This is a genomic window from Pseudomonas sp. CBS (assembly GCF_024734645.1).
In the GTDB taxonomy this organism is placed as follows: domain Bacteria; phylum Pseudomonadota; class Gammaproteobacteria; order Pseudomonadales; family Pseudomonadaceae; genus Aquipseudomonas.
Window position 1 is genome coordinate 979,785 of the sequence record NZ_CP102929.1, and the last position, 19,434, is coordinate 999,218.

Genomic DNA, 19,434 nt, shown 5'->3' on the forward strand with positions numbered 1-19,434 from the left:
CCTGCATGTCAAAGTCACGCCGTTACTCCATCATCGGCCTGTGCGCCCTGTTGTTTATTGTGCTGATCACCTGGTATTTCACCCGTACGCCCCCGGTGGTGGTGCCGCCGGCCATCGCCCACGGTTACGCCAAAGCGTTGAAACAGGCGCACAACGGCGAACCCGGTGCCGCCCGTGTGCTGTATCAACAGCTGGGCCGCCCGGACCTCTCCGATGTACGCCGTGCCGCCCTGCATGCCGAACTGCCCAACTACCCCAGCCCCCAGGCCCTGAAACTGGCAGACAAGGACCTCACCCATGACGCCCCCATGGTGCGCGAGGCGGCGATTCACAGCATTGTCGGCCTGGTGCCCAGCGGCCAGCGCACCTTGTTGCTTGGTCCATTGCTGGATGACCCGGAGCAAAGCGTCCGGTTTGCGGCGGCCAATGCCTTGCTGGGGCTGTCTCCCGACACCCTGGGCCTGTACTTCGGCCCGTTGCAGCAGGTACTCGACGAATACGTGAAGTTGCTCAAGGGCCAACCCGAAAGCCCCGAAGGCTGGATTCAGCTGGCACGCCTGTACATTCACAGTGCGCTGCTGCCCGATGCTCAAAATGCCTTGGAACAGGCGATGCGCCTGCAACCGGATAACCTGCAAGCGGTGGTCGCGCAAATCGAACTGCTGGACAAACAGGGCAAGGTTGACGAGTCCCGCCAGCTCCTGGCCAAGCAGTTGCAGGCCCACCCCGATTCGGCCTATCTGCAACACGCCCTCGGCATGTGGCTGCTGCACCACGGCGAGCGGGCGTTTGCGTTGCTCAGCCTGTCCCGGGCGGTGGAGCTGGAACCGAACAATCAGGATTACCGCTACGACCTGGCCACCACCCTCCACGCCCAGCAAGAGCTGGAAGCCGCCCAGCGCCAGCTGGAAGAGATCATTCAGCGCAACCCGGCCAACCGCAAGGCGCGGGTCTTGCTGGTGAATTACTGGAAGGAAACCGGCCAGCTGCAGAATGTGCAGGTGTTGCTGGCCCAGTTGGAACAGCAAAATCCGGACGATCCCGCGTTGCAACAAGGGCTGTAGGTACAGCAAGAAGCTGCAATTGATACAAAACGTTGAACCGCCACACACCGCTACGGTCAAGTAAATATGGCGCGCCCCAGACGGGGCTGCCGACTACTTATTTGTGACCCGAGGGCACTTCTTGTCTACATCCAAAGAGCTGTTCACAGCAAAGGCGGCCACCGGTATTGAAGGTCTGGACGACATTCTTGCCGGGGGGCTTTCCCGTAGCCATTTGTTCCTGCTGGAAGGTGAACCCGGCACCGGTAAAACCACCGTGGCCCTGCATTTTCTCCAGGCTGGGGCAAAAAACGGCGAACGATCGCTGTACATCACCCTGTCGGAAACCGAGCGCGAGTTGCGTCAGGGTGCCAAGTCCCATGGCTGGGACCTGGACGAACACATTCATATCTTTGAATTGACCCCGCCGGAAAGCCTGCTCAACGCCGAGCACCAGCAAAGCCTGCTGTACTCCTCGGACCTTGAGCTGGGCGAAGCCACTCGCCAGATCTTCGAAGTGGTGGAACGGGTCAAACCGACCCGCGTCGTCATCGACAGCCTTTCTGAGATCCGCCTGCTGGCGCAAAGCTCTCTGCGCTATCGCCGGCAGATCCTGGCAATCAAGCACTACTTCGTGCGTTACGACGCCACCGTGTTGTTGCTGGATGACCTGACCACCGAATCCCTCGACAAAACCGTACACAGCGTGGCCCACGGCGTGATTCGCCTGGAAGAACTGACTCCCAACTACGGCGCCGAACGCCGCCGCGTGCGGATTGTGAAGTATCGTGGCCAGAAGTACCGCGGTGGCTTCCACGACTTCACCATCATGGAAGGCGGCGTGCATGTGTTCCCGCGTCTGGTGGCGGCCGAGCACCGTGGTGGCTACAACCGCCAGACCTTGACCAGCGGCATCCGCGAGATGGATGCATTGCTGGGCGGCGGGATCGAGACCGGTTCCAGCACGTTGATCCTGGGCCCGGCCGGTACCGGCAAATCGCTGATCTCGATGATCTTCGCCGCAGCGGCAGTCGCCCGTGGCGAAAAAGCCGCGCTGTTCATTTTTGATGAAGAGCTGGGCCTGCTGTTCGAGCGCATGCGCAACATGGGCATCGACCTGGACGCCCTGCAAGCCACCGGCAATCTGCTGATCGAACAAGTGGACGCCGCCGAGCTTTCCCCTGGCGAGTTCTCCCACCGGGTACGCCGCTGCGTGGACGAGCGCGGGATCAAGACTGTCGTGATCGACAGCGTCAACGGCTACCAGGCCGCGATGCCGGAAGAGAACGCGCTGATCCTGCACATGCACGAGCTGCTGCTGTACCTCAACCGCCGTGGCGCCGCGACCTTCATGACCGTCGCCCAGCACGGCCTGGTGGGGGACATGCAGGCGCCGGTGGACATCACTTACCTGGCCGACACCGTCATCCTGCTGCGCTACTTCGAAGCCCTCGGCAAGGTCCGCCGGGCTATCTCGATCATCAAGAAACGCACCGGCACACATGAATCGACGATTCGCGAATACCGTATCGGCAGCAAGGGCATGACCATCGGTGAACCTCTGGATACGTTCCAGGGTGTGTTGCGCGGCGTGCCGACGTACATGGGTACCGGTAACCCGCTGCTCAAGGATGAAAGTTCATGAGTGGAGCGTCGGCCATTTCCGAACGGGCGATCATCCTGGCGCCCTTGGGCCGCGACAGCTCCCTGGCATTGATGATGCTCAATGAGGCCGGTTTCAGCGGCATCATCGCCAACCATTTGCAGATGCTCTGCGAAGAGCTGGAGCGCGGCGCCGGGCTGCTGATCGTTGCCGCTGAAGCCATGCGCGGTATTGACCTGGAGCCGCTGCTCACGCACCTGCATCAACAACCGGCGTGGTCAGACCTGCCGATTGTGCTGATGACGCACCATGGTGGCAGCGAACAGAACGGCTCCTCACACTTGAGCAAGTTACTGGGCAACGTGACGTTCCTCGAGCGGCCCTTCCATCCGATCACCTTGATCAGTCTCGTGACCACGGCGCTGCGCGGGCGCCGCCGGCAGTACGAGGCCCGCGACCGTTTGATCGAACTGAGCCAGAGCGAGCAGCGCCTGCAACGCACCCTGGAAACCCTTGAGCAACAAGTGGAAGAACGCACGGCTCAACTGCGCAATAACGAAGAAGCGTTGCGCCAGTCACAGAAAATGGAAGCCGTCGGCCAATTGACCGGCGGCATCGCCCATGACTTCAACAACATGCTGACCGGGATTATCGGCAGTCTCGAACTGCTGCGAAGGCGCGTCGCCCGGGGCCGCACTGAAGACCTCGACAGCCTGATCGACCTGGGTGTCACTTCAGCCAACCGCGCGGCAGCCCTGACCCACCGCTTGCTGGCGTTTTCCCGTCGCCAGTCATTGGATTCAAAACCGGTACAGATCAATCAATTAGTGAGTTCGATGGGTGAGCTGCTGCAACGCAGCCTCAACGAAAGCATCACCCTGGACATTCGTCTGACCGAACAGTTATGGACCGCCGAGGTCGACCCCAATCAACTGGAAAGCGCCCTGCTCAACCTGGCCATCAATGCCCGGGATGCAATGCCCAACGGCGGCAAACTGGTGGTGGAAACCACCAACCGCCACCTGGACAGTGTGTTTACCGCAGCCTACGGCACCCTCACCCCTGGCGACTATGTGGAACTGAGCGTCAGCGACACCGGCTGCGGCATGCCCGAGAGCGTGATCAGCCGCGCATTTGACCCGTTCTTTACCACCAAACCCATCGGCCAGGGCACCGGGCTGGGGTTGTCGATGATTTACGGGTTTGCGCGCCAGTCCCATGGGCATGTGTCGATCCACAGCGTGGTGGGCCAAGGCACTACCGTCAGCCTGTTCCTGCCACGGTATGTCGGCGAGGTCATTGCAGATGAACCGCTCAATCCGGCACTGCTGCCGTTCGCCAACGCTGGCGAGACGGTGCTGATCGTCGAAGACGACCCGGCCGTGCGGGTGCTGGTCAGCGCCGTATTGAGCGAGCTGGGCTATGCCTTCGTCGAAGCGGGTGACGCCGACAGTGCCATGCCGATCATCGAGTCCAGCCAGCGGATTGACCTGCTGATCAGCGACGTGGGCCTGCCCGGTATGAACGGCCGGCAACTGGCGGAAATCGGGCGGCAGGTGCGACCGGACTTAAAGGTATTGTTTATCACTGGCTATGCAGAACATGCGGCGGTGCGGGGCGGCTTTCTGGACCCGGGCATGCAGATGATCACCAAGCCATTCACCTTTGATTTGTTGACGGCAACGGTGAGGGAGATGATCAAGGCTTGAAGAGGGAGTGCGCTCCCTCTTCACAAGGCGTTAAGCCAGCAAGCGCTGGATATGTTCCTGCAACGTATCCAGGTCAAACGGCTTGGCCAGGATCGGCGCATTGCGCGTGATCGGGCTGTTGCAGTCGAGGATCTCCTGCGGGTAACCGCTGATAAAGATCACCTTCAATTCCGGTCGCAGCTTGATGGCAGGCTCGGCGATCTGCACGCCGGAAATACCGCCTGGCAGGCGATAGTCGGTGACCATCAGGTCCAGGTGCGGCTTGGTGGCGAGGATTTCGAACGCCTGCTCACCGTCAATCGCCTTCAACACCCGGTACCCAAGCCCCGACAGGTACTCGCCCAACACAAACATAATCGATTCGTCGTCTTCGACGATCAGTACAACATCTTGTGCATCTTCACTCATGGGAAGCCTTTGTCCGGTCAATTGCTGCTGATACGACCATGGGGTCACGCAGAGGTTGCGTCGGATTCACGATTGATTTCCTGGCGCAGGCGCCAGCGGCAGGCAGACGCGGAACAAGGCGCCCTCGCCTATCCGGCTTTCGACTTCGATAGTACCGCCGTGGGCCGCGATAATCTGCTCGGAGATAAACAGCCCCAGGCCCAGGCCCGCCACGGCGTGGTTGGCCGACACCCGTTCAAACTGCTGGAAAATCCGCTTCTGGTTGTCTTCGCTGATGCCGATCCCGTGGTCGCGTACCTCCACCCGTGCTTCGCCATGCTCGGCGTACACCCGCACTTCCACCGGGCTCTTGGCCCCGTAGCGCAAAGCGTTGGTCAGCAGGTTGGACACCACCTGCTCGATACGGAACTCATCCCAGTTGCCCTCCACCGGCCCTTCCTGGACCCACTTAACCGAAGACTCGGCCGCTGCCACTTGCGGCGCGAAATTCTCCAGCAGGTTGTGCACCAGTTGCGTCAGGTCAAAGCGGCCGGGGCGAATCGACAGCTTGCCGGTGCGGATGCGTGACACGTCAAGCATGTCTTCGATCAAGCGGATCAGGCTCTGGATCTGCCGCTCGTCGCGGTCGACCATGGCGTGCATCTTGTCCATGGTAAAGGCCGCGGCGTTGTCCCGGGCCAGGTGCATCTTGCGCAATTGGGTTTCCAGGATCAGCCCGTTGAGGGGCGTGCGCACTTCATGGGCAACAATCGACATGAAGTCATCGCGCATACGCACGGCCTGCTCCAGTTCCGCCTGGGTGGCCTGCAAGCGCGTAAGCAAGGCTTCCTGCTCGCGGCGGCTTTGCTCCAGGGCTTCAACCTGCTGCTTCATCGCCTTGCTCTGGCGATACAGGTCGACGAACACATTGACCTTGCTCTTGACCGCATGGATATCCAGCGGCTTGTGCAGGAAGTCCACGGCGCCGCTTTCGTAGCCCTTGAACGCGTAGTTGAGCTCACGACCGGCGGCGCTGACAAACACGATAGGGATGTTCTTGGTCTTTTCGGTGCCGCGCATCAGCTCGGCCAGCTCAAAGCCGTTCATGCCGGGCATCTGCACGTCGAGAATGGCCATCGCGAACTCGTGCTCCAGCAGCAGCGACAAGGCCTCGTCGGCGCTCAATGCCTTGTAGACCTGGCGGTCCTCGCGCTTGATCAGCGCTTCAAGGGCCAGCAGGTTTTCCGGCAGATCGTCGACGATCAGCAGTTTGGCCTGGACAGTACTTAACATGGGGAGGATTCCAGGGAAGCCAGCAAGGTGCCGATGCGGCTCAAGGGAAGAATATGGTCAGGTGTATGCAGCGCCAGGGCGGCCCGGGGCATGATGGCGACCCGCGCCTCGTCGGGATCCTGGACCACCGTCACGCCACCGCACTGTTTGACATGGGCCAGGCCACGGGCGCCGTCCTGGTTGGCGCCCGTCAGCAGGATCGCCATCAGGCCAGCGCCGTACGCATCGGCCGCCGACTCGAACAGGTAGTCAATAGCTGGCCTGGAATGGTGCACGCGGTCCTCCTGGCTCAGTGACAGGCTACGGTCGTGCTCTACCGACAGGTGATAACCGGGGCCGGCAAAATACAGGGTACCGGGCTGGATCACTTCCTTGTCGCGCGCTTCAACTACCTTCATCGAAACGCGACGGTCGAACACTTCCGCCAACTGGCTGCGGCGTTCGTCCGGCAGGTGCAGCACCGTGATGATCGGCAGGCCGAAGTTCGCCGGCAATTCACCAAAAATGCCCAGCAACGCCTCGACACCGCCTGCGGAAGCGCCGATCACAATAGCTTCGATCCCGGATACCGGGCTGGCAGCAGCTTCATTCATAATTTTCGGTAGATCCGTTCTTGCTTGACCAAGGGTTCGAACTGTTTGCTGTAGCCGGAAAAATCCAGGGTTTCCTTGCTGCCCAGCACCAGGAAGCCGCGATGACACAGCGACTCATGAAACAACCCAAACGCCCTGTCCTGCAACTTTTTATTGAAGTAAATCAGTACATTACGACACGAAATTAATTGAGTTTCTGAGAATACGCTATCCGTCGCCAGGCTGTGATCGGCAAACGTCACGTTCTCCCGCAGGGTCTTGTCGAAAATCGCATGATCGTAAGCCGCGGTGTAGTAATCGGCAAACGAACGCTGGCCACCGGCCTGCTGGTAGTTGTGGGTATAGGCGCGGATGTTCTCAAGGGAAAAAATCCCCTGCTTGGCTTTTTCCAGGGACCGGGGATTGATGTCGGTGGCGTAAATGATGGTGCGTTCCAGCAGGCCTTCCTCACGCAGCAGGATGGCCATGGAGTACACCTCCTCCCCGGTGCTGCAGCCGGCGATCCAGATCTTGATCGACGGGTAGGTCTTGAGCAGCGGCACCACTTCCTGGCGAATTGCCAGGAAGTGCGAGGGGTCGCGAAACATCTCACTGACCGGAATCGTCAAGAACTGCAGCAACTGCATGAACGCCGTTGGGTCATGCAGCACCCGTTCCTGCAAGGCCGAAATGGTGGCGCAGTCGAACTGGCGCAGCGCATGGGTCACGCGGCGCTTGACCGAGGCCCCGGAGTAATCACGAAAGTCATAGCTGTACTTGAGGTAAATGGCCTCAATCAGCAAGCGCAATTCGATGTCAGTGCTTCTTTCCAATTAAATCCGTTCCATCTTGGGTAGCCACACGCGAATCAATGAAAACAACCGGTCCAGGTCGATAGGCTTGGCCAGGTAATCGTTGGAGCCTGCCGCCAGGCAACGCTCCTGATCGTCCTTCATGGCCTTGGCCGTCACCGCGATGATCGGCAGCTTGCGCCAGCGCGGGTCCTGGCGGATCAAGGCAGTGGCCTCGTACCCGTCCATCTCCGGCATCATCACATCCATCAGCACCAGGTCGATGTCATCGACTTCATTGAGTTTCTCGATCGCCTCGCGGCCATTACGGCCGATCACGACAATCGCGCCCTTGTGCTCCAGGGCACTGGTCAGGGCGAAGATATTGCGCACATCGTCATCCACCAGCAGGATCTTGCGCCCTTCGAAAACCTTGTCGCGGCTGCGGGCGGTCCTGAGCATTGTCTGGCGTTCATGGGACAGCTGGGATTCGACTTTGTGCAGAAAGAGTGTGACCTCGTCCAGCAAACGCTCGGGAGAGCGTGCGCCCTTGATGATGATCGAGCGCGAATACTTGCGCAGTTCGGCCTCTTCGTCACGGGTCAGGTTGCGCCCGGTGTAGACGATCACCGGCGGGAACGAGCAGATATCCTCGGTGGACATGCGCTTGAGCAGCTCATTACCGAGCATGTCCGGCAGCTTGAGGTCGATGATCATGCAGTCATAGATGTGGCTGCGCAGCAGGTCCAATGCCTCCTGTGCGAAGCCTACGGCGGTGATCTCGATGTCATCGTCGCCGATCAGGCGCGCAATGCTGTCACGCTGAAGGTCATCGTCTTCCACCAGCAGCACACGCTTGACCTTCTGCGTCAGCTTGGCTTCCAGGCGGGCGAACACGTCCTTGAGCTCTTCGCGGGTGGTCGGCTTGACTGCGTAGCCCACGGCGCCCATGTGCATGGCGGCTTCGACGCGGTCTTCCACGGAAATCACGTGCACCGGGATGTGGCGGGTACCGGCGTGTTCCTTGAGGCGTTGCAGCACGGTCAGGCCGGAATGGTCCGGCAGGCGCATGTCCAGCAGGATCGCGTCGGGAATGTACTGTTCCGCCAGGCCGTAGCCTTCATCCGCGCCATGGGCCACCAGGCAGTGGTAACCCAGTTCATGGGCGAGGTCGAAGAGGATGCGGGCGAAGTTCGGCTCATCTTCCACCACCAGGATGCAACGCGTGGCGAACGGGGCCTTGTCGCGGTCATCGATAAAGCGCGGAATCTGCGCTTCGTGGGCGATCGGCATCGGCGAAACCTTGATCGGCGCCGGTGCAGGCACAGGGACTACCGCACGCGGCTGTTCCAGCGCCGGAGTGTCTTCGTCACGCTCTACATAGTGCTCGGGCACCACCAGGGTAAAGATACTGCCCTGGCCGGGTTCGCTGGTGACGCTGATATAGCCGCCCAGCAGGTTCGCCAGGTCCCGGGAAATCGACAGGCCCAGGCCCGTGCCGCCGTAACGGCGGTTGGTGGTGCCATCGGCCTGGCGGAAGGCCTCGAAAATGCTTTCCTGCTGGTCCGGGGCGATGCCAATCCCCGAGTCGCGCACGGTGAAGGCGATGCCTTCGCCCGGCGCCCGGGATACCGACAGGCTGACCTCGCCTTTCTCGGTGAACTTGATCGCGTTGGACAGCAGGTTCTTCAGAATCTGCTCCAGGCGCTGGCGGTCGGTGAACAGCATGTGCGGCGAGCCTTCCTGCACCTCCACCTGGAACCCGAGTTTGCGGTCGGCTGCCAGCGGCTCGAACATGCCGCGCAGGCCATCCACCAGGCGCGCAACGCTGGTGTTCTCCGGACGCATTTCCAGCTTGCCGGCTTCGACTTTGGAGATGTCGAGGATGTCATTGATCAGGTTGAGCAGGTCGTTGCCGGCCGAGTAGATCGACTCGGCGAACTTGACCTGTTCCGCGCTGAGGTTTTCCTGGGGGTTCTCCGCCAGCAACTTGGCGAGGATCAACGAGCTGTTCAGCGGCGTGCGCAGCTCGTGGGACATGTTGGCGAGGAACTCGGACTTGTACTTGCTGGAGCGCTGCAACTCGTCGGCACGCTCTTCCAGCTCGACCTGTACGCGGTTGAGTTCCACGTTTTTCTGATCCATGGCATCGCGCTGCTCGGCCAGGGTCTGGGTCTGCTCGGCCAACTGTTCGTTGGTCTGTTCCAGCTCCGCCTGTTGGGTTTCCAGGTGGGCCTGGGACTCCTTGAGGATGCGCGACTGTTCTTCCAGCTCTTCGTTGGCGGTCTTGAGCTCTTCCTGCTGCACTTGCAGCTCTTCATTAAGCTGTTGGGTTTCGGCCAGCACTTCCTGCAGGCGCTGGCGATAACGGGCAGCTTCGATGGAGGTGCCGATATTGCCGGCAATCAACTCCAGCAGTTCGACATCACGGTCTTCCAGTGCACGCAGGAACCCCAGCTCGATCACCCCGTTGACCCGGCCATCGTCGCTGGTCGGTACCACCATCACACTGCGGGTCGAACCTTCGCCGAGGCCGGAACTGACTTTGAAGTAGTCCACCGGCACATCGTCCAGGCGAATCAGGCGATCCTGACGGGCAGACTGGCCGACGATACCTTCATCGTTATAGATCGACTGTTCCTGCTGCTCCTGCTCCCGGGAGAAGCCATAAGTGGCCACGCGTGTAAGGCCGCCGTGCTCTTCACGCACGTACAGCGCCGCCACCGCCGAGCCCATGTACTGGGCGAAGAACTGCAAAATGTTGCGACCCAGCAGGTTCAACGTGAGTTGGCCAAGAACCTGCTCGGCCAGTTCGGTCTGGCCGTTGCGCAGCCAGGCTTGCTGCTCCAGGCGCTTGGCGATCCTCTGCTGTGACATGAGGTTTTCGCTGTAACTATTTGAAAGTTCGAGCAAATTCTTCCGACCGACATAAGCAAGGAAGCCGCTCAGGCCGAGCACAAACACCAGGTACAAGGTGACGCTGATGATCGTGGTGCGGGTAACGTCTTCATTCCGGGTGATGCGGAATTGTTGCTCCATCGCCACCGCCCGGTCGTACTCCTTGCGAATTTCGTCCGTCAGGCTTTTGCCACGCCCGGCTTTCACCGCGGTGCGAAAATCACCGCTTTGGCGCTGCATATCAATCATCGACTGGGCATAGGTGTTCCACGCCACTTGCAACGACTCCAGGCGCTTGAGCCGGTCCACCTGCTCTGGATTGTCCGCCACCAGTGCCTGCAAATTGCGCAAGTCCGAAATGATCCGCGGCTTGGCCACTTCATACGGGTCGAGGAAGTGCTCATCGCCGGTGATCAGGAAACCGCGCATGCCGGTTTCCAGGTCCACCGTCAGTTTCGAGGTTTCGTTGAGATTGTTGATCACCCGGTCAGTGTGCTCAACCCACTGAATCACCGACAACAGGTAAGTGATCAGAACGACGAAAAACACCGCGCTGAGCACGCCAACACTCAGCGGCAGCGCTACGTTGCGACCCAGCAATTTACGGAAGCTTTTCTCATCGACAGACGACGCGGGAGTCATGGGCATGCCTTGGCCAAATACGGAAAAACGGGGAGTTTGCCCCAAAGTTGCGCCTGAGCGCTATTTTTCTGCTGGCCATAGTGGCATTGATGACCTGACGCTCCTGCGCGTCGCTTCCTCGAACGGGACATTTCCACTCAATCCCGGCACAATGCCGACCCTGTTTCGGGAACTTGCCGAGATTGACGCGACTCATTAGAGGATGGTCTTTCGACTGCTCAAGACCTGCCCCCTCAACTTCTCGGGAACCCTCACTATGTCCGCCTCAGCCTCCACCATCCTAGTAGTCGAAGACGATGCCATCGTGCGTATGTTGATCGTCGATGTCCTCGAAGAGCTGGAGTTCCAGGTGCTTGAAGCGGCAGACGCTGAAATCGCCCTGGATATCATCAAAGATACCGCCCACACCATCGACCTGATGATGACCGACCACGGCCTGCCGGGAATGAGTGGCGTGGACCTGGCCGCCAAGGCCCGCGAACTGAGACCGGCCCTGCCGATTCTGTTTGCCAGTGGTTATGCCGAGAACATCGGTGTACCGGCTGGCACCCAGGTGATTGGCAAACCGTTCTCGATTGATCAGTTGCGTGACAAAGTCAAATCCATGCTGCCTTGACTCCCCCCACTGCCGCCTTCCACAGGCGGCACTTTCATCTCGTTGATGTCGACTGATCGATAGATCTTTGCGTTGAACCTCACGTGCCAAAAGACTTCCTGAGCAACTGAGTGCAAACTCTGCCTGACACGCAAACGTTCAGCCAGTTGCGACTGTACGCGCCCACCGAAGCCTGCTTTGATAACAGCTGAAAACTCGACGACATCCGACTGATTCAGTAAGGACGCAACAACATGATTCGAACATCGACGCGCCTGCTGTTGGCGAGCCTCTCGATTCTCATGAGTACCGGCGCCTGGGCCGATTTCACCGCCACGCCGAGTGAAGCACGGGCCATTGCCAAAGAAGCCTACCTTTATGGCTTCCCAGTGGTGGAGATGTACAAGACTCTCTACAGCCAGGCCGTTGACAAAGCCGGGCCGAACTTCAAGGCGCCGTTCAACCATATCGGCAACACTGCGCAAGCGATAACCCCTAAAGATACAGCCATCCCCACCCCCAATCCGGACACACCCAACTCCTTTGTCTGGCTCGATCTGCGGGCCGAGCCAGTGGTGTTGACCCTGCCCAGGATCGAAGACAACCGCTACTACGCCGTGCAGCTGATCGACCTCTATACGCAGAACTTCGGCTACCTGGGCACCCGTAGCACCGGCAACAATGGTGGCCACTACATGGTCGTCGGCCCAGGTTGGAAAGGCCAGCAGCCAACCGATATCGACCGCGTCGTGTACAGCGAAAGCAACATCGCCTACGCCCTTTACCGCACGCAATTGTTCGATGAAAAGGACCTGGGTAAGGTAAAACAGATCCAGAGCGGCTATAAGGTCCAGACCCTGAGCAGCTACGTGAACCAGCCCAAACCCATCAAGCCGCCTAAAATTGCCTGGCCCAAGCCTACGCCTAACATGAGCGACAGCGTGCATCTGTTCCGCTATCTGAACTTCATGCTGGCCTACGCAGCACCACAAGACAGTGAGAAAGACCTGCTCGCGCGCTTTGCCAGAATCGGCGTCGAGGCGGGCAAACCGTTCGACCTCAAGGCCCTGACGGTTGAGCAACGCAAAGCGCTGGATGACGGCATCGCCGACGGCAAAGCCGAGTATGCAGCCTTCAAAAAAGACAAGATCGATACCCATCAAGTATCCAGCGCAGACCTGTTCGGCAACCGCGACCACCTTCAAAACAACTACCTGTACCGTTACGCTGGCGCCAACCTGCACCTGTTTGGCAACTCCGGCGATGAAACGGCTTACCTGCGCTACTCCGTGGACAGCGAAGGCAAACCCGCCAACGGCGCACGCCACAGCTACACCCTGCACTTTGCCAAGGACCAGTTGCCGCCCGCCGACGCATTCTGGTCACTGACCATGTACAACGCCAAGACCAACCTGCTGACCCCCAATCTGAAGAAGCGCTACCTGCTCACGTCGGGGATGTTGCCCAACTTCAAGCTCGACGCCGATGGCGGCCTGACGCTGTTGGTCGCGCACCACGAGCCACCGAAGGCGGAACAAAGCAACTGGCTGCCAGCACCACCCGGGCCGTTCTATGCCCTATTGCGCATTTACCTGCCCAAGCCTGAAGTGGGTAACGGGCAATGGAAGCAGCCACCGCTCACACCGATCAAATAGCACCTGCTCAAGTCATGCAGCGTTTGAGGCTTAGCCCTTTTTAAGCTTCAAAAACGATTGATGCAGGTCCGACGCCCAGCCGTCGATGACGCTTTTCACGTCATCGGCTTTCATGACCTGGGATTCGTTTGCCAACGGCTTACCGGTGCCTTTGCGCACGACTTGGGCGACCACCTTGCCACTGGCACCATCGAGGAATTGGGCTTCGGTGCCCAAGGTGGTTTCCTGGTCACGAAGCCCGGCGCCCGTGCTGACCGTGGCGACCACCAGGGCGACAGGAATGTACTCATAGGCCTTGAGACTTTCGGTCTTGCTGCTGACGGCAGTGATCGCCGCACGCACCACTATCACGCCCGGGCCGGGTCCGTCGGCCAGAGGCAAGGACTTTTCCAGTTCGCGCTTGAGCGCCTGGCTGTAGTAGGTGCTGATGCCCTGCAGGGTGCTTTCAGGGATCTTGGTGCTGGCTTGCGGCTTGGGGTAGAACTGGGTGGGCTCGATGTACACCGCGTTATAGCGGCTCAGACTCAGGTTGGGGTCCACCCAACGCATTACCTGCGCGCCCGAGGGCGACTTGGCTTCCTTGAGGTTGCTGTAGTCGGAGAGAAACCCGGAGTATTCGTCCGGCTGCGTCACCTTGCTGGAACACCCCATCACCCCGATCGTGGCAATACACACAGTGCTGATCATTATTCCCAGTTTCATCGCGATACTCCTTGGCTGACGTTGAGGAAGCGCTGAGCATTAGGTATAGCTGATGCTGGAGCTGCGGCAATGAAGCGAGCCCGCTCGGGGCGCCCCCCCCCTTTAACAGTCTTTGACAGTTTCCCGACAAAGCTCACAAAGACTCATGGACGGCCCGCCCCTAGCATTCGAGCATCCAAACCACCCCTCGGGTGCTCCTCATGTTTCGCACATTGCGCAGTATTCCGCTGCTGGGTTTCCTGCTGGGCAGTCTCGGCTGCCACGGCCAACCGCCGGCCCCGCCGCCTATCCCCAAGGGCGACTACAGCGCAATCATCCGCTACCTGCAAAAACGCATCCCCGTTGAAATGGCCAGGCAAAACATACCCGGCCTGTCCATCGCCCTGGTCAATGGCCAGGAACTGATCTGGGCCCACGGCTTCGGCGTTGCCGACAAAGCCCTCGGCAAACCGGTGACCCCCAACACCGCATTCCGCGCCGGCGCCCTCTCCAAACTGCTCACCGCCACCGCAGCCCTGCAACTGGTGGAGCAACAGCGCTTGGCCCTAGACGCCCCGATCCAGGACACCCTGCGGGAGTTTTACGTACGCTCGCGCTTTCATTCCGACCAGGCCGCCGCCGACCGCGACATCACCCTGCGCCGCCTGCTCAGCCACCAGTCGGGCCTGCCCAGTGAACACCTGCGGGATGTGCGCAACACCTTTGCCATGGGCCAGATGCCGATGCGTATTTCGGGCGTTTGGCTGAGCACTCCGCCGGGCACCCAAGTGGCGTATTCCAACCTCGGCTACGCCCTGGTCGGGGCCGCCATTGAGCGCAGCAGCGGGCAAGACTTTGAAAACCGCCTGCAAGGCAGCCTGCTCAAGCCCCTGGAGATGAACCAGTCGAGCTTCGTCGGCACCGGCGCGCAACTGAGCTTTCGGGCCTTGGGTTATGAAAACGGCACCGTCAGCCCCGACGCCCAGGTGCGTGACCTCGCCGCCGCTGGCTTGTGGGCCAGCCCCAAAGACCTCAGCCACTACGTGCGCATGCTCTTTGCCCGAGGCCGCTACAAAGACAAACAGGTGGTGAGCAGCCAGTCGATTGACGAAATGTTCACCCAGCAAAATACCGGGAATGCCCTGGACTTCGACTGCCAGATGGGCCTGGGGTGGTTTCTCGCGCCCTGTGGTGATGAGCCGGTCGGACCCGGTATACGCACCTTCCAGCACAGCGGTGGCGGGGATGATTTCGCCGCACAACTGACGATGCTGCCGGACCAGCAACTGGCCGTTATTGTGATGGCCAACGACAGCAGCGCCGAAGAGATGGTGGCGTCCCTGACCACCGACACCCTGCGCCTGATGCTTCAGGCCCAGACCGGCGACCCGGTGTGTTCCGACGACTGCCAACAGCCGGCCCACGGCCTGAAGATCCGCCAGGTGCCCGCCGCCATCGACCGCAAGCGCCTGGCCGGTTTCTATGCCACGGCCTGGGGCATTTTCCGTATCAAGGACGAAAACGGTCAGTTGTATGGCGAGTTGGCCGACACCCGTTTCGAACTGCTGCGTGACGGCCAGGGCTGGCTGCGGGCGCAGCAGAAATTCCTCGGTTTCTGGCTCAAGGACCTGGGTGAACTGGGCCGCGTGCAGTTGGATGTGGTGACGGTGCAAGGCCGCCAGATGCTCACCGCCCGCAGCCACGGCCAGCGTGTGCCCGTGGGCGAACGCATCGAACAGACCCCACTGAGCACTGCGTGGGCCGACACCATCGGCACCTATCAAGTGCTCAACACCCACGAACCCGACGCGCCCTTGAGCGGCATCAGCGTGCGCCTGGAAAACGGCTTTCTGGTGATTCGCGGCCAACTGCATGACGAGCCGCTGACCGACTACATCCTGCTGCCCGTGGACAACGCCCACGCGGTACTGGCCGGCAACGGCTATGGCCTGGGGGACACCGTGAGCCGCCAGATCAATGGCCTGAGTGCCTCCGGCTACCAGTTCAAACGTACCGATTCTCCCCACAACCCCTTGAGTCTCTGACCTCACATGAAGACCATCATGCGTTCAAAACACCTGTGCCTGTCCCTGACGTCGCTGTGCCTGCTGGCCAGCGCCGACACCCTGCTGGCTGACGACTGGGAATACACCCTCAAGGCCGGCGCGGCCAACCTGCCCCGCTACAGCGGCAGCGACGAGCGGGTGACCACGCCGGTGCTGGGGGCGGCCATCGTCAGCCCGTGGGGCGTTTTCCTCGACACCGACAAGGGCCTGGGCTGGGGTTATGAAGGCGGCGGGGCGAGCTTCAGCGCCTACGTCGGCGCCAGTGGCAATCGCAAGGATGAAAGTAAGAGCGGTCGACCGGGCTCGAAGAAACTCAAGGGCATGGGCGAAATCAAGACCCGCGCTCAAGTGGGCGTCAGTGGCAGCTATAACCTGGGCGGTGTGATTGTCGGCGCCACCCTGGAACATGCGCTCGAAGAAGATGACCACAAGGATTCCGGCAAGGCCTTCACCCATCTGGAGCTGAGCCTGGGCACCAACCTGTATGACGGCGACTACGGTTCGCTGGACGCCAGCCTCAGCAGCCATTTTGGCGACAGCAACTACCTGCAGACCTGGTACGGCGTCACCACCGGCCAGGCCGCACGCAGCCGCTTCAAGGCCTACAAGGCCAGCGGCGGCAATATCAGCAACGGGATGAACCTGGTGTGGAGTTTGCCGATCAGTGAGCACACCCAGTTTTCGACGCTGCTGGATGTGCAATACCTGGCGGATAAGGCCGGGCAGAGCCCGATTGTGGAGCGGCGGTTGCAGACGTCAGTGATGGGGATGCTCGAGTATACGTTCTAAGGCGATCGTTCCCACGCTCTGCGTGGGAATGCCTATTGGGACGCTCCGCGTCCCGCCGTCGATGCAAGGCTAAGTCCTGCGCATGGGTGACGCGGAGCGTCACGGCAGGCATTCCCACGCAGAGCGTGGGAACGATCGGTTCAGTGATTACTCGACATACGCCCAGGTCATCCGAAACGACACCCCGCCCCACTCCGAATCCAGCACTTCAACCTGCCCGCCATGCCACTGGCTCACCCGCTGCACCAGCGCCAGGCCGAGGCCAAAACCACCAGTGCGGCGGTCGCCGCTGGCGTCCAGGCGCAGGAACGGTTCGAAGATCTTCGCCCGCCCTTCCATCGGCACCCCCGGCCGCCTCGGCCTCCAGAGCGATTGTGGTGCGGCGGTTGCAGACGTCGGTGATGGGGATGCTCGAGTACACGTTCTAACTTTGTAACCCAATCAAAATGTGGGAGCGGGCTTGCTCGCGAAGGCGGTGGATCAGTCGCCGGATACATTGACTGAAACACCGCCTTCGCGAGCAAGCCCGCTCCCACAGTTGATCTCCATGGCGCCTGGATGATTACTCGACATACGCCCAGGTCATCCGAAACGACGCCCCGCCCCACTCCGAATCCAGCACTTCAACCTGCCCGCCATGCCACTGGCTCACCCGCTGCACCAGCGCCAGGCCGAGGCCAAAACCACCGGTGCGGCGGTCGCGGCTGGCGTCCAGGCGCAGGAACGGTTCGAAAATCTTCGCCCGCCCTTCCATCGGCACCCCTGGCCCATCGTCATTCACCCGCACTTCATAGCCGGCACCAAACTTCACCAGCGACACTTCCACACGCCGGTCGGCGTAGCGAATCGCATTGCGCAACAGGTTGATCACCGCCCGCGCCATAAAGCGCGGCTCGATGCGGATGTAATCGACTTCACAGGTGCGCAGCAGCAACTGCACCCCCGCCGCCTCGGCCTCCAGGGCGACGCTGCCGATGACGCTGTCGAGCCAGCTGTGGGCCTCGATGCTTTCCCGAGTGATCTGCGTGGCGCCGCGTTCCAGGCTGGCGTAGGTCAACAGTTCCGAGACCATTTCTTCCAGCTCGCCGAGGTCGGCGTACATGTCGGCGATCAGCGCGCGGCTCTCCCGTGGGTCGGCCTGTTGCTTGAGCTGGTCGAGTTCAAACGACAGCCGCGCAATCGGTGTGCGCAGTTCGTGGGAGACCGCGTTGGTCAGCTCGCGCTGATTGGCGATCAGGCTTTCGATGCGCTCGGCCATCTGGTTGAAGTGCCCCGCCAGCTCACGCACGGTGGAGCGGCGCGGCAGCAGGATGCGCGAGCCCAGGTCGTTGTCACCAAAGCGCTGGGCTGCCAGACGAATGTGCTCCAGGTCGCGCCAATGCGGGCGTACCCAGAAATACAGCACGATCGCCAGGCACGCGCCAAGGAAGCCATATGCCCACAGGTAGAGCCACTTGGGCTCTTCCGGCAGTTTGATTTCCAGCAACTGCTTGCCGCCGTCGATGTTGGCGATGAACTCCATGAAATCACCGCGCACCACCAACTCGCCACCGGCCAGCAGTTGCTGTTCGCGTTTGGTCAGTTTCAGCGTGTCCTGCTGCACCAGCGCCAGGCGCAGCCCATAGTGCGGTTGCAACTCCGCCAGGCGTGCGGCCCGCGCTTCACCGGTCACTGGCCGCAATTGTTCCAGCAGCCCATAGGCCGGGCCGCGCAGGGCTTCGCGGTTGTAGGTTTCGTTGGCCTCCGGCAGCAGCTCATCGAAGGTGTAGTTCACCAGCCAGATCGCCCCCGCCAATCCAATGGCCAGGATGATATACAGACGCAGAAACAGCCTTAACATCTAAATCTCCCAGGCGAACGGATTGAACAGGTAACCCTTGCCCCAGATAGTCTTGATGCACACCGGTTCCCGGGGGTTGTCATTGAGCTTGCCGCGCAGCTTGCTGATGTACACGTCGACGCTGCGATTGAGCCCGTCAAAGGCAATCCCGCGCATGCGGTTGAGGATGTCATCGCGGGAGAGGATTTTCCCGGCGGCGCTGGCCAGCAACCACAGCAGTTCGAATTCCATGGTGGTCAGGTCGATCTTCTCGCCGCCCAGGCTTACCACCCGGCAACTGCGATCGATGGTCAGCCGGCCGAACTCAAGGGCGCCACGCACCGTGGGTTCCGGCGTCTGCCGGCGTTGCAGGGCACGCAGGCGGGCCAGCAGCACGGGCGGTTTGATCGGCTTGATCACATAGTCGTCGGCGCCGGACTCCAGGCCGAGGATATGGTCCAGGTCGTCTTCCTTGGCGGTGAGGATCACGATCGGCGTGTCGGACACATTGCGAATTTCGCGACACACATGCAGGCCGCTCTGACCGGGCAGCATCAGGTCGAGCACGACAATCTTGGGCTTGAACTCCAGGAAGGCCGCCAGCGCCAGGTCGCCACGGTGCACGGCCAGCACCTCGAAGCCATGCTGGGACAGGAAATGGGCGATCAGCCCTGCCAGCTTCTGATCGTCCTCCACGAGCAAGACCTTGCCGAGACCCAAGTTATCCATAAAATTCCAGTGCACGCGCGGGTTGAAGTGTGGGCATTATAGGGGGCAAGCAGGCAGACTAAAGCAGCTGGCCATCACTGGCCGACGAAGCTTCATGCTTTTAAGAGTTTTTAACAGTTTCACCGCAGTCTTTAACTCGGCACCGTCCGACAGGCGCGCCCC

15 protein-coding genes and 1 pseudogene are annotated in these 19,434 nt (G+C 60.7%); 7 read left to right on the forward strand and 9 right to left on the reverse strand.

Annotation, left to right across the window (positions count from 1 at the left end):
• The first annotated feature begins 5 nt into the window (after positions 1 to 5).
• The 3 genes from NVB75_RS04195 (at position 6) to NVB75_RS04205 (ending at position 4,355) form a co-directional block, all read left to right on the forward strand.
• The gene (locus NVB75_RS04195; RefSeq protein WP_258346139.1) at positions 6 to 1,064 is read left to right on the forward strand and encodes a tetratricopeptide repeat protein; all 1,059 of its coding nucleotides are present in this window, start codon (positions 6 to 8) and stop codon (positions 1,062 to 1,064) included.
• A gap of 121 nt (positions 1,065 to 1,185) precedes the next feature.
• A complete protein-coding gene (locus NVB75_RS04200; protein ID WP_258346141.1) occupies positions 1,186 to 2,688 on the forward strand; it encodes an ATPase domain-containing protein in 1,503 nt (500 codons plus the stop codon).
• On the forward strand, positions 2,685 to 4,355 hold the full coding sequence (locus tag NVB75_RS04205) for a response regulator (RefSeq protein WP_258346142.1): 1,671 nt from the start codon (positions 2,685 to 2,687) through the stop codon (positions 4,353 to 4,355). The genes NVB75_RS04200 and NVB75_RS04205 overlap by 4 nt, the downstream gene beginning before the upstream one ends.
• 30 nt (positions 4,356 to 4,385) lie before the next feature.
• Here the strand turns inward: NVB75_RS04205 and NVB75_RS04210 are convergent, their stop codons facing one another.
• The 5 genes from NVB75_RS04210 to NVB75_RS04230 all read right to left on the reverse strand — a co-directional run bounded on the left by NVB75_RS04210 (position 4,386) and on the right by NVB75_RS04230 (position 10,938).
• Positions 4,386 to 4,763 (reverse strand): response regulator, encoded by a 378-nt coding sequence (locus NVB75_RS04210; RefSeq protein WP_010171103.1) that lies wholly within the window; start codon positions 4,761 to 4,763, stop codon positions 4,386 to 4,388.
• Positions 4,764 to 4,829: 66 nt separating this feature from the next.
• Positions 4,830 to 6,035: a hybrid sensor histidine kinase/response regulator gene (locus tag NVB75_RS04215; protein ID WP_063030080.1), complete on the reverse strand. Its 1,206-nt coding sequence runs from the start codon at positions 6,033 to 6,035 to the stop codon at positions 4,830 to 4,832.
• Positions 6,029 to 6,628, reverse strand: a complete 600-nt coding sequence (locus NVB75_RS04220; protein WP_258346143.1) for a chemotaxis protein CheB — start codon at positions 6,626 to 6,628, stop codon at positions 6,029 to 6,031. Before NVB75_RS04220 ends, NVB75_RS04215 begins: the two co-directional genes overlap by 7 nt.
• Positions 6,625 to 7,440 carry a protein-glutamate O-methyltransferase CheR gene (locus tag NVB75_RS04225; RefSeq protein ID WP_258346144.1) on the reverse strand — a complete coding sequence of 272 codons (816 nt, stop codon included), beginning with the start codon at positions 7,438 to 7,440 and terminating at the stop codon, positions 6,625 to 6,627. The genes NVB75_RS04220 and NVB75_RS04225 overlap by 4 nt, the downstream gene beginning before the upstream one ends.
• A complete protein-coding gene (locus NVB75_RS04230; protein WP_258346145.1) occupies positions 7,441 to 10,938 on the reverse strand; it encodes a response regulator in 3,498 nt (1,165 codons plus the stop codon).
• 256 nt (positions 10,939 to 11,194) lie between these two features.
• On the opposite strand from NVB75_RS04230, the gene NVB75_RS04235 reads away from it, so the two are divergent.
• Positions 11,195 to 11,554, forward strand: a complete 360-nt coding sequence (locus tag NVB75_RS04235; RefSeq protein ID WP_063030072.1) for a response regulator — start codon at positions 11,195 to 11,197, stop codon at positions 11,552 to 11,554.
• A 233-nt stretch (positions 11,555 to 11,787) separates the two neighbouring features.
• Entirely contained in the window at positions 11,788 to 13,188 is a 1,401-nt protein-coding gene (locus NVB75_RS04240) for a DUF1254 domain-containing protein (protein ID WP_258346146.1), read from the forward strand.
• A 30-nt stretch (positions 13,189 to 13,218) separates the two neighbouring features.
• Here NVB75_RS04240 and NVB75_RS04245 read toward each other — a convergent pair whose 3' ends face one another.
• Entirely contained in the window at positions 13,219 to 13,890 is a 672-nt protein-coding gene (locus NVB75_RS04245) for a DUF3313 domain-containing protein (RefSeq protein WP_258346147.1), read from the reverse strand.
• 200 nt (positions 13,891 to 14,090) lie between these two features.
• Here NVB75_RS04245 and NVB75_RS04250 point away from each other — a divergent pair, with 200 nt between their 5' ends.
• Positions 14,091 to 15,914 carry a serine hydrolase gene (locus NVB75_RS04250; RefSeq protein WP_258346148.1) on the forward strand — a complete coding sequence of 608 codons (1,824 nt, stop codon included), beginning with the start codon at positions 14,091 to 14,093 and terminating at the stop codon, positions 15,912 to 15,914.
• Between the two features lie 6 nt (positions 15,915 to 15,920).
• A complete protein-coding gene (locus NVB75_RS04255) occupies positions 15,921 to 16,724 on the forward strand; it encodes a MipA/OmpV family protein (protein WP_258346149.1) in 804 nt (267 codons plus the stop codon).
• 147 nt (positions 16,725 to 16,871) lie between these two features.
• On the opposite strand, the pseudogene NVB75_RS04260 reads toward NVB75_RS04255, so the two are convergent.
• From NVB75_RS04260 to NVB75_RS04270, 3 genes and pseudogenes are all read right to left on the reverse strand, one after another.
• A pseudogene (locus NVB75_RS04260) lies at positions 16,872 to 17,075 on the reverse strand (ATP-binding protein); the annotation flags it as partial.
• Between the two features lie 211 nt (positions 17,076 to 17,286).
• Positions 17,287 to 18,564, reverse strand: coding sequence for an ATP-binding protein (locus NVB75_RS04265; RefSeq protein WP_258346150.1), 1,278 nt, complete (start codon positions 18,562 to 18,564; stop codon positions 17,287 to 17,289).
• Entirely contained in the window at positions 18,565 to 19,272 is a 708-nt protein-coding gene (locus tag NVB75_RS04270) for a winged helix-turn-helix domain-containing protein (RefSeq protein WP_076013385.1), read from the reverse strand.
• Between the last annotated feature and the right edge of the window lie 162 nt (positions 19,273 to 19,434).

What these genes read in the sequence shown, in the direction of transcription:
- NVB75_RS04195 (WP_258346139.1), top strand. Translation starts at nt 6, where the DNA reads ATGTCAAAGTCACGCCGTTACTCCATCATCGGCCTGTGCGCCCTGTTG.
- NVB75_RS04205 (WP_258346142.1), top strand. Translation starts at nt 2,685, where the DNA reads ATGAGTGGAGCGTCGGCCATTTCCGAACGGGCGATCATCCTGGCGCCC.
- NVB75_RS04210 (WP_010171103.1), bottom strand. Translation starts at nt 4,763, where the DNA reads ATGAGTGAAGATGCACAAGATGTTGTACTGATCGTCGAAGACGACGAA.
- NVB75_RS04215 (WP_063030080.1), bottom strand. Translation starts at nt 6,035, where the DNA reads ATGTTAAGTACTGTCCAGGCCAAACTGCTGATCGTCGACGATCTGCCG.
- NVB75_RS04220 (WP_258346143.1), bottom strand. Translation starts at nt 6,628, where the DNA reads ATGAATGAAGCTGCTGCCAGCCCGGTATCCGGGATCGAAGCTATTGTG.
- NVB75_RS04230 (WP_258346145.1), bottom strand. Translation starts at nt 10,938, where the DNA reads ATGACTCCCGCGTCGTCTGTCGATGAGAAAAGCTTCCGTAAATTGCTG.
- NVB75_RS04235 (WP_063030072.1), top strand. Translation starts at nt 11,195, where the DNA reads ATGTCCGCCTCAGCCTCCACCATCCTAGTAGTCGAAGACGATGCCATC.
- NVB75_RS04240 (WP_258346146.1), top strand. Translation starts at nt 11,788, where the DNA reads ATGATTCGAACATCGACGCGCCTGCTGTTGGCGAGCCTCTCGATTCTC.
- NVB75_RS04245 (WP_258346147.1), bottom strand. Translation starts at nt 13,890, where the DNA reads ATGAAACTGGGAATAATGATCAGCACTGTGTGTATTGCCACGATCGGG.
- NVB75_RS04250 (WP_258346148.1), top strand. Translation starts at nt 14,091, where the DNA reads ATGTTTCGCACATTGCGCAGTATTCCGCTGCTGGGTTTCCTGCTGGGC.
- NVB75_RS04255 (WP_258346149.1), top strand. Translation starts at nt 15,921, where the DNA reads ATGAAGACCATCATGCGTTCAAAACACCTGTGCCTGTCCCTGACGTCG.
- NVB75_RS04265 (WP_258346150.1), bottom strand. Translation starts at nt 18,564, where the DNA reads ATGTTAAGGCTGTTTCTGCGTCTGTATATCATCCTGGCCATTGGATTG.
- NVB75_RS04270 (WP_076013385.1), bottom strand. Translation starts at nt 19,272, where the DNA reads ATGGATAACTTGGGTCTCGGCAAGGTCTTGCTCGTGGAGGACGATCAG.